The following is a 16139-nucleotide window of genomic DNA, read 5'->3' as shown; positions in this document are numbered from 1 at the left end:
TACCGAAACTTAATTTAGACTTGTTCGAAAATCTCGGCTTCTTGAGATTTTCGGGCATGTATAAATTAGTAGTTGAGTTAGGAACTCTATAATATAGGTATCCTTTACGAAAACTTAATAGGTGAAGTTGGATTCCTAAAGATGTAACACTTCAACTCATATAACTGTTTTCAAAATGGGCATAGGAACCTGAGAGGTAAATTTGAAAATGTGTGAGTGATGAAGTGGTTTGTTTTATAAAACAACATATTTTATTTAATATTTTTTAATTATATTATTATAAATCTATAAAATAATGGAAACGGTTGAAATGAAAACGTTATATTTGGTATAATTGAGGAAACACTTACACTAATATACAAAGGAATGATGTAGCAATGATTAAAGTTAATAATGTAGACAAGGATACAATCAGAAGTTCCAATATAAAACTTATAATAAATTTACTATTTAACAAAAGGGAGCTTACGAAGCAAGAAATTGCAAAAGAAACTGGTCTTAGTATACCTACAGTTATAAATATAACTAATGAACTTATAGAAGAAGGATTAGTTGAAGAAAGTGGTGTTGGACAATCTAGTGGTGGTAGAAAACCTATCATTATAACCTTTAATCCCAATTCTAAATATTCCTTCGGCGTTGAGATAAATTCAAAATACATTAGGATTATTTTAACAAATCTTGATGCAAATATACTCGAAGATGAAGTTATAAGATTTAATGGTGCTTTTAAGCTAAATGAAAACAATATAACCAATATATTTGATGAGATATGCAAGATAATAAAAGTTATAAGTCTAAAGAGAAACATAAAGGATAGCAGTATACTTGGAGTTGGTTTTTCTCTTCCTGGTACAGTTAATGAAGAGAAGTTGTTCTTAGAACTAGCTCCTAATTTGTATGTAAAAAATTTGGATTTTCATTATATAGAAGAAAAATTAAATATGAAGGTTTATGTTGAGAATGAAGCTAACTCAGCAGCCTTAGCTGAGTTAAGGCTTGGAATAGCAAAGGACATGCGTAATTTAGTATACATATCTATTAGGGAAGGTGTAGGTACAGGTATTGTAGTTAGCGGCTACCTTTACAAAGGTAAGAATAAGAGAGCCGGTGAATTCGGACATATGACAGTAGAGAAGGATGGAAGAGTTTGCACCTGTGGTAAAAAAGGGTGTTGGGAGGTATACACCTCATCAGAAGTTATCTTAGAGGAATACAATGTAATAAGTAAAAATAAAGTAAAGAGTTTTGAAGAGTTTTTTAAACTAATTGATACTGTGGATAAAAATGCTATGAAGGTATGGGATAAATACCTTGATTACTTAGCCATTGGTATACATAACATAATACTAATCATGGATCCACATTACATTGTCTTAGGAGGAGATATAAGTGAGTATGATAAATATCTTATAGAGCCTTTAAAAAATAGAATTTTTCAAAATAACAACTTTTTCTGTGAAGAGGATTTGAAGATAATCACATCAAGATTTAAAGAAAACTCATCAATAATTGGAGCATCAATCTTACCAATTGAAAAATTATTTTTTATTAATGAAAGAATATTGTAATGGAGGTTATTATGAAAAAGAAAGAATTTGGGGAAGGTCCATTATTTACTGTTACTAATCATATATGGTATTTTTTGGTTGGCAACTTCTATTTTTGGCTTATGAATATACCAATGCTTTTGGTTTTATTAGGGGTAATCAATATAGAAAGCGGTGATAAAACCATTCTGCTGATAATTACTGTGCTTCCAATGTGTCCAGCCTTAACAGCTCTTTTTAGTTCCATGGGTAAGCTTATACGTGAGAAGGATATAAGTATAACTAAAGATTATTTTAAAGCTTATAGGACGAACTTTTTCGACTCAATTATTTTTGGACTAATAGAGGTGCTTATTGTTACAGTTTTATATGTAGATAGAATATATTTGGCAACCATTTCTTCAAGTGGAATATTACAAATGATTATGCTAATTATAATATGTGTCTTTTTAGCTATGATGAATTTTTATGTTTTACCAATAGTTTCAAGGTTCTATTTAAAAAGAATGCAAATTATAAGATTATCTATATACTACTTATTTAGAAGAATTCATATAGCTTTATCAGGAATGGCAATTTTATATGTATTATGGACAATCTCCATAAGAGGTGGATCAGTTTTGCTTTTATTCTTTGCGAGTATTCTATGCTATGGGATTATGTACTTCCAAAAAGATACTTTAATAGAGATTGAAGCTAGATTGGAGACAAACGCTACAAATGAAGAGGCCTAAAATAAATGGAATGGTAAAAAGTATAATTAGCTATTTCAATAATTTAAGTGTGAGATTTAAATTCGCTTTAGTTTATTTTTTAATTTTGCTCATGCAGATATTATTCTTTGGAATATATATGTATGGACAAACTACTAACTCTACAGTTAAGCAGGGGCAGCTGGTGATGGAGCAAAATTTACTCCAGACTAAAGAAAGCATATTACAGAAAAGAAGTTCAGTAGAAACTGCTGCTGAAATATTAGCTTTAGATAACAAAATTCAAAACTTCTTGGATTATAGCTATTCTAGTCCAGTGGATCAGATTATGGATTATCAATTTAGCATTTCTCCAATTGTTGAAAATATATTAAAGCAAAATAGGTATATAAATTCTATAAAAATATATATGTCACACAATATAGTTACTGAAATGTCTGATAGCTACTACAGTGTCAATAGCTTGAATGAACCCGTGAAGTTTAAGCAGTCATTAGAAAATAAACCACAAATAGATGGTTGGATTTCAACTCATGAAGCCAAAGCAAGAGCATTAAAAGATACTTTTGGCACTGGAGAGAAAGTATTAACTTATGCTAAAAAGATAGTATCCAATAGTACCTTTAGAGAGACAGGATATTTAGAGATAGAAGTTAAAGAAAGCGTTCTGTTTAGTATGCTGAGAGATCCTATTGTTACAAAGCTTGGAGAAATTTTTGTGGCCGATAATAATAGTCGAATTGTATCAGACAATATTCCACAATTGTTTAATAAAAAAGTTAGTGATAGTACCTTTGTTGGATTTCATCCTACCTCAAAAATAAATAAAGTAGAAGAGCTAAATCATAGAAAATTCATATTTATATCAATACCAATAAATGAAATAGATTGCAATCTGCTGGGGGTTTTTCCTTCAAACAATTTTAATAACGAAATAAAAATTTCCTTTAGGAACATAGTTTTTGTTCTTTTATTCTCATCTTTACTTTTTGGTATAGTAATATTTTTCACAACTACAGTGTTACTTACTAGAGTAAAGACCATGGTAAAAGCAATGAAACAAGTAAGAGATGGAAATCTTAATGTTTCTGTAAATGTAAAATCAACTGATGAATTCGGAGAGCTTGGAGTTAGTTTTAACCATATGACTAGTAGAATTCATGATTTAGTAGAGACTGTTTACAAAATAGAATTGATGGAGAAGGACGCTGAATTAAAGGCTTTAGAAGCACAAATAAATCCACATTTTTTATACAACACTCTTGCTACTATATCATGGGCAGCTAGAAAGGTAAAATCTTCTCAAATTGAGAATATATCAAATTCCTTAGCTAGGTTTTATAGATTAGTTTTAAGTAAAGGAAATAGACAAATTACAGTTGAAGAAGAGATTGAAATGGTAAAGGCTTATTTTCTTATACAGAAGATAAGATTCGAAGATAAATTTGATGTGGTTTACAAAGTGGAAGAAGATTTATTGTGTAAAAAAATGATTAAGAATATTATTCAACCAATAGTAGAAAATGCACTAAGTCACGGAATTGAGCCAAAGAGCGGTCATGGGACAATTGTTATAAAGATAGAAGCTTTGGAAGATAAGATCTGTATTAAGATAATAGATGATGGAGTTGGTATGAGTAAGGAGATACTATCAAAGGTGTTAAGTGGAAATCCAGAAAGTGAAAAAGGCAGTGGGTATGCTGTGAAAAATATAATACAAAGATTAGAGACCTATTCTGGAAATAAAGATGCATTTACTATTTATAGTAGGGAAGGAATAGGAACTGAAGTTAGGATATTGTTATAACTTTAATGTATTACAATCACTTATGGGGGGAATTGTATGTTGAGAATGTTAATAGTAGAAGACGAAAGACTTGAGAGAGAGGGATTACTTGATTTCTTAGACTGGAGCAGCTTCGGTATAGATGTGGTAGAGACTGCTTGTGATGGAATTGAAGGTATTGAGTCTGCAAAAAAAATTAGACCAGATATAATAATTACTGATATTAAAATGTCTGGAATAGAAGGCCTTGAAATGTCTAGAAGAATAAAAGAATTCTTGCCAAATGTAAAAATAATAATTTTGTCTGGCTATAATGATTTTAAATTTGCTAAAGAAGCTATTAACTTTAGAGCCTATTCTTATCTGCTTAAACCTGTAGACGAAGCTGAAATGATAGAAGCAATTAGAGGAGCTACAAGTGAATGTGTAAAGGATTATGAGAAGTCTGTTGAAGAAAGCAAGAACAGGCTACAGATTGAAGAAAGTTATAGTGTTGCAAGGATAAAGTTTATTAATGATCTCCTTGAGGGAAGTGCTGATGAAGATAAGTTATATGAGTATCTTAAGTATTTCCATATTAATTTAATAAATGATGATAAGATTATAATCATGGTTATAAAGCAGTATGTAGAAGAAGCAGGTACTTTAATATATATGGATGAATTGCTAGGTATTGTTAAAGAAAATATTGAGGATTTTAAGGATTCAAAATATTTTAATTTTGATAAAACTTTTTTGTTTAAAGATCAGATAAAAAAGCAGTTGGTGGTTGGCATAGCACTAAATGATGAAGATGACTTTGATACTCTACTATATTTCATTTCAAATAAGTATCTGCAAAGAATAAAAAGAGACTATAATATAAGCTTACAGATAGGAATAGGTTCAAAGGTTGAAGGGATAGAGAACATCTCACAATCCTATAAGTCAGCCTGTGAAGCTATTAAGTTTGGTGAATTTTGGTCTATAACAGGATTAACTTATTATGAAGGCGTAGAGAATCACGTAAAGCAGTTTGAGCAGAAATTATGTGATTTTGTAATCAAGGGAAACTATTTTTCTAAGAACTTAGTAAGTGCCTTAAGTGCTTCTGAAGAGGAAAAGGTTAAAGGACTTTTGAAAGATATGTTTGAATATCTAAATCAATTTAAGTGCAATGATAGAGATTTTTTAAATAATTATCTATATAACATAATTAATGAGGTTTCTCTTTTTGTATACAACATCAATAAGAGAACAGAGGAGTTTATGGAAGACTATAATGATAGTTTACGTTCTTTTATGAATTTAAGGAATATGAAGGCTATAGAAGAGTATTTTCATGGTTTCTTTGAGAGCGTGCTAGCTTTCTTAAATGAGAGAAGAGGCAGTAAGGATGAGTTAATTGTTAAAAAGGTCATTAAGTTAATTGATAAAAGGTACATGGAATGCATAAGTTTGAAAACCATAGCTGCAGAAGTCTATTTATCACCTAACTATTTAGGAAATATATTCAAGAAGTTTACTGGAAAAACCTTTAACGTATACCTTTGTGAATATAGGATGGAAAAGGCTAAATTACTTTTAAGTAAATCTAATAAAAAGGTTTCAAATGTAGCTCAAGAAGTTGGTATTCCCAATACTTCTTATTTCTGTATGGTGTTTAAAAACACCTTTGGTATAGCTCCAGGCGAATTTCATGAAATGGTTTTAAGAGGGTAATATAACAGGCTGAATGTAAGTCTATAGAAAGTAGTATTAAAATAATCTATTATTTTAATACTACTTTTTTTATATAATCTTATATTAAATCAAAACTATCAAAAGATGTATCAAATAGTAGCAATTTAACGGTATGATATTATTTGTGTAATTGTAAGATATTACTTGTAATTTGAGTGAAATAAGCCTACTAACATAAATTGATTATAAAGAAAGTTGTTTTTTGATAATCGATAAGTAATAAGTTAAAATGTTTACATGGAAAAATACTGGTTTTGCTGTAATTATTTTTGTCATAAATAACTAAAAAGTAAGTTTAAACTTATAATATTCTATAACGAAAAAATATAAAAAACTTTTTAAACTGTGTTGATTATCAAAACTAGTGTTGTTTTTTTATATTTACAGTATATGTAATGGGGACTAAGATATAAATATAGACACTAAACAAAAAAAACTAATTCATGTAAATGTAATCCTTTTCTAGCGAGATTTCAATAAGTTATCATCCCTAGATACAAAAATTAACTATTAGTAAGACGGTATATGTAATAACAAAATTAAGAGTTAGTGGAAGTAAAAAAACTAAATAAATTACTAATGTGAGGGGATAAAAATGATTACGGTTAACAAAGCTAAAAAAACAACTACTAAAAAAAATGTTTCATTTAAAAATAAGTATAAACTGTTCTTAATGGCGTTGCCATTCTTGGTTTTAACTTTTTTGTTTTCTTATTTACCACTTCATGGGTGGATATATTCCTTTTATGACTATAGGCCAGGAATACCTTTGGCAAAGTCAGAGTTTGTAGGACTTAGATGGTTCAAATCTATTTTTGCAAATCCAGTACAGACAAAAGAAGTTCTAAGAGTTATGAAAAATACAATTGCAATTAGTTCTATAAATATATTAACATCGGTATTTCCAGTAATATTTGCAATTTTGCTTTCTGAGATCAAAAGAGAAAGATTCAAGAAAGGTGTACAAGTTCTAACAACAATACCTAACTTTATAAGCTGGGTTATGGTTTATTCAGTAGCCTTCACTTTGTTCTCAGTTGATAACGGACTTATAAATCACGTTCTTATGAATCTTCATATAATAAAGACTCCGATTAATTTCTTAGCATCAGATAATCACACTTGGATGAGTATGACACTTTGGAGCATTTGGAAAGGTTTAGGATGGGGTGCAATAATGTATCTAGCTGCCATCACAGGTATAGATCAAGAATTGTATGATGCAGCAAAGGTAGATGGTTGCGGAAGATTTAAATTGATATGGAACATAACTGTACCAGGAATAATGCCAACATACTTTGTATTGTTGTTATTATCTATAGCAAACTTCATAAACAATGGTATGGATCAATACTTTGTATTCCAAAATGCCATAAACAAAGAACATATAGAAGTTTTAGATCTTTATGTATATAACATAGGTATGACAGGCGCGAACTTCTCATTCTCAACTGCCATCAGTATGTTAAAGTCCTTAATAAGTGTATTCTTACTTTTTGTAGCAAATGGTATGTCTAAGTTATTTAGAGGTGAATCAATCATTTAATACTAGATGTACTTATAACAAAGCAGGATTTTACAGCATTTTAAGTGGAAGAAGTCAATTTAATAGTATTACCTTCAGTTAAGATTACATTAAAAGATAGGATAAGGAGAGTGTGGTATAACTATGAAAAAGAAAAAAGGTAATGTATCTGATAAGATATTTAACATAGTAATTTATTCGTTCTTTATATTGTTTACTATATTGTGTGTATTCCCATTTTACTACTTATTTATTAACACTATTAGCGATAATAGCTTGAGTGCTAAAGGTCTTGTAAATTTTATACCTAAAGGTATTCATTTTACTAATTATTTAGATGTATTAAAACTAAAAGGCTTAGGTCAAGCCGCATTCATAAGTTTAGCAAGAACAGTAATTGGAACAAGTTTGACTGTAATTGCTTCTGGATTTTTAGGATTTATATTCACTAAAAAGGAGATGTGGGGAAGAAAGTTTTGGTATAGATTTGTAATAATAACCATGTACTTTAATGCAGGTATAATGCCATGGTACATTACCATGATGAATTTAAAATTAACCAATAACTTTTTAGCATATATACTTCCAAGTATAATATCTCCATTCAATATAATATTGGTAAAGACCTTCGTTGAAAGTATACCAGAATCTCTTCAAGAAGCTGCTGAAATTGACGGTGCAGGAGTTCTTACTATCTTTGCAAAGATAATAATGCCTCTAATAAAACCAATTTTGGCAACGATCACAATTTTTTCAGCAGTAGGTCAGTGGAATTCATTTACGGACACATTGTTCTTAGTGACTGATCAAAAGTTATTTACTTTACAATTTGTTCTGTATAAATATATAAATGAAGCAAATTCCTTAGCTGCATTAATTAAGAATAGCCAAAGTGGTATTGCAGTGGCAAACTTAGCAAACATGCAGACTGCTACGTCTATAAGAATGACAGTTTCAATGATTGTAGTGCTTCCAATCTTATTTGTATATCCTTACTTCCAAAGGTATTTTGTTAAGGGTGTTATGATAGGAGCCGTAAAGGGTTAAAGTGCTTTTAATCATCCGGTGATTACTAAAATAGTTTATAATAGTCACTGTATAGGTTCTATGAACAAATTTAGTGGTTAGTTGGGTGTTAAAAAATATATATAAAAACAAGGGGGATTAGTAATGAAAAGAGGTTTAAGCAAAACTATTGGAAAAGCAGTAGCTTTAGCTACCGCAATTACAACTATGTCTTTTGGTATGGTTGGCTGTTCAAGTGATACAAAAAAAGATGCAAGTAAGAGTGATTCAGAAAAAATTGATGTTTTCTCTATGAGTGCAAACTTTGCTGGTGAGCAAAGTGGATGGTTTGGGAAGGTTGTAAAAGATAAATTTGGGTTAGATATGAATATTATTTCTTCAAACCTTCAAGGTGGAGACAGTAAATTTGCTACAATGATGGCTTCAGGTAACTTAGGAGACATAGTAGTTTTTGGTGCTGATGATCAAAAATATAGAGATGCAATAAAAGCTGGTTTATTATTAGACTGGAATAAAGATGGTTTGTTAGATAAGTATGGAACACATATAAAAGAATACCAAAAAGCAATTGAAAAAAATAAGACAAATTTCGGTGATGGAAAAGCTGTATATGGACTTGGAGCCTCAGTTTCTACAATGCCAGCTACAACTTCTGCTGACGGAACTGAATTGGCTTATGGACCTCATTTACGTTGGGACTTGTATGAGAAATTAGGTAAGCCAACAATAAATACAATGGAAGACTACCTACCAGTGCTTAAAAAGATGCAAGAAGCAGCTCCTAAGAGTGATTCAGGAAAACCAACCTATGCATTCTCTATGTGGAGTGATTGGGATGGAAATATGATGATGATAGCAAAGCAGTTTGCTTGTATGCACGGATATGATGAACTAGGATTCTTATTAGTTCATGGTAATGAAGAAAAGTATCAAGACATATTAGATCCAAATGGTTACTACTTAAGATCTTTAAAGCTTTATTACAATGCAAATAAGATGGGCTTAGTAGATCCAGACTCAATATCTCAAAAGTATGATGATGCTTCTAACAAGATGAAGGATGGTCAAGTATTATTCTCATGGTTCCCATTCTACAGCACTGGATATAATACTCAAGAAAGAGTAAATAAAGGACAAGGCTTTAAGCTTGTGCCATTCGGAGATGAAACGGATTATTCAAATGGCTTTGCTAACTATGGTGCTAGCCAAGTAATAGCTATAGGTTCTAAAGCTAAGAATCCAGAAAAAATAATGAAGTTTATCGATTGGTTATACTCACCAGAAGGCATTATGACTAGCACAAATGGACCTAAAGGCTTAACTTGGGACATAAAGGATGGAAAGCCAGTATTAACTGACTTCGGTAAAAAAGCTGTTCCTTCTACAAGCTCTGATGTTATTCCTGATCAGTATGGTGGTGGAGCATATAAAGATGGTTTAAATGCTCTTAACTTCGTAACAGTAAATGCAAACTCTATAAATCCTGAAACTAAAGAACCTTACAACTGGCAATTATGGTCTTCTACAATTAATGACAATGTATCAACTCTTGACAAAAACTGGAGAGCAGCTATGAATGCTAACAATGATAAAGATTACTTTATTAAAAATAATAAAATTGTTGTAAATCCAGTAACTAATGTTAGTAGTGATGCTATGGATACAGCTACTCAACAAAAATTAGGTCAAATTGCTACAGTTATAAAGCAAGATTCTTGGAAGATGATATTTGCTAAGAGTGACGCAGAATATGAAGCACTTCAAAAAGATATGATAGACAAGTCTAAGGGCTTAGGTTATGACGATGTTGTTAAGTTTGATATAAAACAAGCAGAAAGAATATTCGCTGCAAGAAAAACTTTAAAGTAGTTTATAAAGAAGAGAGTCTGATAATATATCAGACTCTTTTTTAGTATTAATAGAAACATATAAAATTTTTTGTTAGTTAAACCTAGTAGTTTCTAGCAATTAGAACAGCTATTTATGGTAAACAGTAAAAAATAGGATTATAGCTCCTGCAACAATTTCTTAACATAAGTTCATAGAAGAATTTGTGCAAAAAACTAAGTTGTTTTTTAAGATAATAGTTGATTTTTATTATATACTTAAATGTTACTAATAATTTATAATGAAACTAGGAAAACATTTACATGAATTGTAGGAATTTTTAAGGTTTAGTGCTATTTTAGTTTGAAAGTTAAGTTGTTAAAAATAACTTTGATCATGGAAGTATATCAATGTGAAATTTAGTGATAAGTTTTGGTTAATTAGAGAATATATATATATATATACTTCTCTTACAGATATGATTTCAAAAAAATCGTAATTAAAGACGTTAACAGAGCAGTAAAAATCAATTACAAAATTGTTCTATGGGGGATATAAGGATGAAGGAGATAAATCAAGCTACAAAGCAGAGAATAAAAGAAATGATTTCAGAAATGACTTTGGAAGAAAAGGTATCCATGATCCATGGTAACGGACTCTTTAGGACAGAGGGTATTGAAAGGCTTGGGATACCGCCACTAGTTATGTCAGATGGCCCTATGGGAGTTAGAAAAGACTATGAGAATGATAAATGGGAAGATATAGGTAATACCTATGATTACAGTACTTACTTTCCATCAAATATGGCTCTAGCTGCTTCTTGGAATATTGACAAAGCTTATGAATTTGGAATGGCTATTGGAGCTGAGGCCAGGGGCAGAGCTAAGGATGTTATTTTAGGGCCAGGAATCAATATAATAAGAACTCCTCTTTGCGGAAGAAATTTTGAATATATGAGCGAAGATCCATATTTGATTTCAAAAATGGTAGTACCTTTTATAAAAGGGGTTCAGACTAAGGATACTGCAGCTTGCGTAAAACACTTTGCAGCTAACAACCAAGAGTTTGAAAGATTGAAAATCAATGTGGAGATGGATGATAGAGCTTTGCATGAAATATATCTTCCAGGGTTTAAGTCTGCAGTAGAAGAAGGAAATTCTTATACTATAATGAGTGCCTATAACAAATTAAGAGGTGAGTTTTGCTCTGAAAGTGATTACCTTCTTAATGACATATTGAGAAAAGGCTGGGGCTATGACGGTGTTGTAATATCTGATTGGGGGGCCGTCCATGATACTGAAAAGGCAGCCAAATATGGAATAGACATCGAAATGAATGTAACTAGCAATTTTGATGAATATTATTTAGCTAATCCTTTGCTTGAAAAAGTAAGAAATGGTGACATTGAAGAAAAAGTAATTGATGAAAAGGTTGAGAGAATATTAGGTTTAATGTTCAAATTAAATATTTTTTCAGAACAAAGGTATAGAGGCTGTTATAACACCTCTGCTCACAGAGAAACAGCTTTAGAGATTGCAAGAGAAGCGATTGTACTATTAAAGAATGAAGAAAACTTGCTTCCTCTTAAAGATTCAAGTATTAAAACTCTAGCGGTAATAGGAGAAAATGCGGATGCAAAGCACTCTACTGGTGGTGATAGTGCTCAAATAAAAGCTTTATATGAATACACACCACTCACAGGGTTAAGCATGAGACTAGGTGGTAACACAAAGGTTAAGTATGCAAAAGGATACTCTAATGATGAAAGCTTAAGCCCTGAACTTATTAAAGAAGCCATTGAACTTGCAAAAAATTGTGATGAGACCATTGTTGTAATAGGCTTAGATCATAATTATGATCTTGAGGGAAGAGATAGAACTGATATGAAGCTTCCTTATGGTCAGGATGATCTAGTAAAAGAAATCTTAAAGGTTAATCCAAATGCAATAATTGTAAATATAAGCGGATCTCCAGTAGAGTTTGAGCCGTGGATTGATGATGCAAAAGTTTTAGTTCACTCCTTCTATGCAGGTATGGAAGGTGGATATGCTGTTGCAGAAGCTATCTTTGGAGACATAAATCCTTCAGGAAAATTACCTGTAACTTTTCCAAAGAAGCTTAGTGATTCTCCTGCTCATTGCATAGGAGAGTTTCCAGGTGAAGAGTCTGTTCAGTATAAGGAAAGCATATTTGTAGGTTATAGATACTTTGACTCAAAAGATGTTGAACCTAGATTCTGCTTCGGTCATGGCTTATCCTATACAAAGTTTAAATATAGTGACCTTAAGGTAAATGTTATTAAGGGTAATCAAATAGAAGTTAAGGTAAGTTTTAATGTTACTAATTCAGGAAAATTAGCCGGTTCTGAAATAGCTCAAGTTTATGTTTCTGATTTAGTTTCATCTTTCATAAGACCAGAAAAGGAGCTAAAAGGCTTTGATAAAATCTTCTTAGAAGCAGGCCAATGTAAAAATGTAGAAATAACTTTAGATGAAAGTTCATTGGCTTTTTATAATGATAAAGAAAGTAGATGGACCTATGAAGAAGGAGATTTTAAAGTTCTTGTAGGAAGTTCATCAAGAGATTTAAGATTAGAAGAAACCTTCAGTATCTAGTATTTCTGTAAATAAAGAATGTGATTTGCTATAGAGGCATACTCAAAGACAAGTGTTATGTCTTTGAGTATGCTTTTTACTATGTAGACAATAATATTCGTCTATGTTAATAGCACTTTCCGATATAAGGGAAATATATAAAGATTTCTTGCCAAATCTAGAAATATCAAAGACTCAGAACAGATAGTTAGTTTTAAAAGTGAAAATTATATAAACTACTAACTAATTGAAAAAGCTTGTAGCAAAATAATAAAAAAGATTAGACATAAGGAGTAATATTATGATAAACGAAAAATTACCTCAAATTTTTTATGGTGGAGATTATAATCCAGATCAATGGCCAGAAGAAGTTTTAGATGAAGATATAATATATTTCAAAAAAGCAGGAATAAATGTTGTAACCTTGCCAGTATTTAGCTGGGCCAAACTTCAACCTTCAGAGGAGGTTTATGACTTTCAATGGTTAGACAAAATAATGGATAAGCTTGCTGAAAATAATATTTATGTTTGCTTAGCTACATCAACAGCTGCACAACCAGCTTGGATGTCGAAAAAATATCCGGAAATTCTTCCAGTAGATTTTGATGGAAGAAAAAGAAAACATGGAGGCAGAGTAAATTTCTGTCCTAATAGTAAGGTGTATAGAAAAATGTCTACTTCGCTTACTAGAAAATTAGCAGAAAGATACAAGGGCCATCCATCGCTTTTGCTATGGCATATAGGCAATGAATACGGTAACTATTGCTATTGTGAACATTGCGAAGAAGAGTTCAGAATATGGCTAAAAAAGAAATATAAAACCATTGAAAACTTGAATAAGGCATGGAATATGAGTTTCTGGGGACATACAGTATATGATTTTGATGAAGTAGTAGTTCCTTCTGGAATTAGTGAAATGTGGAGAGATAGCGGTAGAGAAAGAACTAACTTTCAAGGTATATCCTTAGATTATAACAGATTTATGTCTGAATCAGTTTTTAACTGTTATCATGAAGAATATAAGATCATAAAGGAAATAACACCTGATTTATATATTACAACTAACTTAATGGGTACATTCAAGCCTTTGGATTATTTTAAATGGGCTGAAAAAATGGACGTGATTTCTTGGGACAACTATCCTCAACTAATAGATCCAATGTATGTAACAGCTCTAAGGCATGACTTAATGAGAGGATTAAAAAACGGCAAACCATTTATGCTAATGGAGCAGACCCCAAGTCAACAAAATTGGCAGCCATACAATGGGCTAAAGCGTCCAGGTATGATGAGACTTCAAAGCTACCAAGCTGTTGCTCATGGAGCTGATACAGTGATGTTTTTTCAGCTTAGAAGATCCATTGGAGCTTGTGAGAAGTATCACGGAGCTGTAATAGAACATGTAGGTCATGACAATACAAGAGTTTTTAGAGAATGTGCCAAGTTAGGTGAAGAACTTAATGCATTAAAAGATAAGATATTAGATTCAACAATAGATGCAAAGGTTGCTATTGTTTTTGACTGGGAAAACTGGTGGGCAGTGGAACTTTCAAGCGGTCCATCAATCGAACTTAATTATTTAAAGCAGATTGAGAAATATTATAAGGCATTTTATGATATGAACATAGCAGTAGATTTTGTAAATCCAGAGTGGGATTTATCAAAATATGATGTTGTGGTTGCTCCTTTACTTTATATGGTTAAAGATGGAGTGGCAAGCAATATAGAGAGCTTTGTTAAGAGTGGTGGAACATTTATAACAACCTTCTTCAGCGGAATTGTCAATGAAAATGATTTAGTAACTCTAGGTGGATATCCAGGAGAATTAAGAAAGACTTTAGGAATCTGGGTGGAAGAAATTGATGCCTTATTCCCAAATATGAATAATAGTTTTAAATTAACTGAAAACAGTATTAAGTTGAAGGATGAATATAGCTGTGGTATGTTATGCGATATCCTCCATCTAGAAGGAGCTAAAGCTTTAGCTGTTTTCGGAAGTGATTTCTACAAAAACTCACCAGCTCTTACCTTAAATCAGTTCGGCAAAGGCAAAGCTTACTATATAGCTTCTGATCCTGAGGAAGAATTTATAAGAGATTTTATAAGTCATGTTTGTGAAGAAAAGAATATTTTTTCAAGCTTTGAGAAGCTTGAAGGAGTGGAAATAACTGAAAGAGTAAAAGAAGACAAGACTTTCGTATTTATTTTAAATCACAATGAAAGTCAAGTTGAAGTAAATTTAAGTGATAAAGAATATGTAGAACTTTTAACAGGTGAAAAGAAGATTGGAAAAGTTACTATAAAAGCGAAGGATTTAGTAATATTAGAAAAGTAAGAGAGTCTATTTATAAGGATCGAAGTAGTATGTTTTTTAAGAAGATTATATATCATGTTTCTATTATTTAAAGTGACTAAAGAATAATTTGTATACTAATGGTGTTTTATCTGATGAATAGATTTAATTTAATAATATCTTATCTTTAATAGAGGAAAGGAAGTGCAATATGAATATTAGAAGGAAAAGCAAAATTCTTTTTCAAGGTGATTCTATTACTGATGGCAATAGAACTCGAGATAACGATCCTAATCATTTTTTAGGTCATGGTTATGCATATATAGTGTCAGCAAAATTGGGAGTAGACGAGCCAGAAAAAGATTATGAATTTATAAACAGAGGAATAAGTGGTAACAGAATAGTTGATTTGTATGGAAGATGGCAGGAGGATACTCTAAATATAAAGCCAGATATATTGAGTATATTAGTTGGAGTAAATGATATAGCATGGGAAGTTAATGTTGGAGCAGGAATTCCAGCAAATAAGTATGGTAAAGTCTATAAGCTTTTAATAGAAGAAACAAGAGAAGTAAACCATGAATGTATCATTGTTATCATGGAGCCTTTCATACTACCTGTAGGTGGAGTTAAAGAAAAATATGATTATTGGAATGATGAAATAAGTAAGAGACAAGTTATAGTAAGAGCAATTGCAGAAGAAAATAACTGTATATTTGTTCCTTTACAACAGCAATTTAATGATGCATGCAAGAAGGCAGCACCGGATCACTGGATTTGGGATGGAGTTCATCCCACTGCAGCTGGGCATGAGCTTATAGCGAGGCAATGGATGAAGGTTCTAGATGAAGCTTTGAAATAAGATTATTCTTAATGTTTTAGTATATTTTCTACTACAATATGCTGCAGTAAGAATACACCTTTGAATTAACTGTTTAATTTTAATTATATTTTATTCTTTGAGGATATATCTCAGATAACCATGTGGATAAGCGTATGTGATAAAGTTGAAATCTTAATTTAGGTTTTAAAAATTAAAAAAATGCATGCTCATTGAATTTTTATAGAAACTATAAAATCAGGTGTTCAAGAAATGCTTTAGA

General features: G+C 31.2%; 10 protein-coding genes. All 10 read left to right on the top strand.

Features of this window, described 5'->3' with window-relative positions; genetic code table 11:
- The first annotated feature begins 377 nt into the window (after positions 1 to 377).
- Complete coding sequence (locus tag C1I91_RS16335) at positions 378 to 1571, top strand: ROK family transcriptional regulator (protein WP_128213813.1); 1194 nt, start codon at positions 378 to 380, stop codon at positions 1569 to 1571.
- An 11-nt stretch (positions 1572 to 1582) separates the two neighbouring features.
- Entirely contained in the window at positions 1583 to 2284 is a 702-nt protein-coding gene (locus tag C1I91_RS16330; protein WP_164880561.1) for a YesL family protein, read from the top strand.
- Complete coding sequence (locus tag C1I91_RS16325) at positions 2271 to 4070, top strand: sensor histidine kinase (RefSeq protein WP_238475804.1); 1800 nt, start codon at positions 2271 to 2273, stop codon at positions 4068 to 4070. The genes C1I91_RS16330 and C1I91_RS16325 overlap by 14 nt, the downstream gene beginning before the upstream one ends.
- A gap of 36 nt (positions 4071 to 4106) precedes the next feature.
- The gene (locus tag C1I91_RS16320) at positions 4107 to 5750 is read left to right on the top strand and encodes a response regulator (protein WP_128213811.1); all 1644 of its coding nucleotides are present in this window, start codon (positions 4107 to 4109) and stop codon (positions 5748 to 5750) included.
- A gap of 616 nt (positions 5751 to 6366) precedes the next feature.
- Entirely contained in the window at positions 6367 to 7317 is a 951-nt protein-coding gene (locus C1I91_RS16315) for an ABC transporter permease (protein WP_128213810.1), read from the top strand.
- Positions 7318 to 7440: 123 nt separating this feature from the next.
- The gene (locus C1I91_RS16310) at positions 7441 to 8343 is read left to right on the top strand and encodes a carbohydrate ABC transporter permease (RefSeq protein WP_128213809.1); all 903 of its coding nucleotides are present in this window, start codon (positions 7441 to 7443) and stop codon (positions 8341 to 8343) included.
- A gap of 123 nt (positions 8344 to 8466) precedes the next feature.
- Positions 8467 to 10191 carry an extracellular solute-binding protein gene (locus C1I91_RS16305; protein ID WP_128213808.1) on the top strand — a complete coding sequence of 575 codons (1725 nt, stop codon included), beginning with the start codon at positions 8467 to 8469 and terminating at the stop codon, positions 10189 to 10191.
- A 518-nt stretch (positions 10192 to 10709) separates the two neighbouring features.
- Positions 10710 to 12764: a beta-glucosidase family protein gene (locus C1I91_RS16300; RefSeq protein WP_128213807.1), complete on the top strand. Its 2055-nt coding sequence runs from the start codon at positions 10710 to 10712 to the stop codon at positions 12762 to 12764.
- A gap of 280 nt (positions 12765 to 13044) precedes the next feature.
- Complete coding sequence (locus C1I91_RS16295; protein WP_128213806.1) at positions 13045 to 15078, top strand: beta-galactosidase; 2034 nt, start codon at positions 13045 to 13047, stop codon at positions 15076 to 15078.
- Between the two features lie 169 nt (positions 15079 to 15247).
- A complete protein-coding gene (locus C1I91_RS16290) occupies positions 15248 to 15898 on the top strand; it encodes an SGNH/GDSL hydrolase family protein (protein WP_128213805.1) in 651 nt (216 codons plus the stop codon).
- The last annotated feature ends 241 nt before the right edge of the window (positions 15899 to 16139 follow it).

Source organism: Clostridium manihotivorum (genome assembly GCF_004015185.1).
GTDB classification, from domain to species: domain Bacteria; phylum Bacillota; class Clostridia; order Clostridiales; family Clostridiaceae; genus Clostridium_AR; species Clostridium_AR manihotivorum.
The sequence above is the reverse complement of the archived record's forward strand: the minus strand, read 5'-3'. Positions and strand labels throughout refer to the sequence as shown.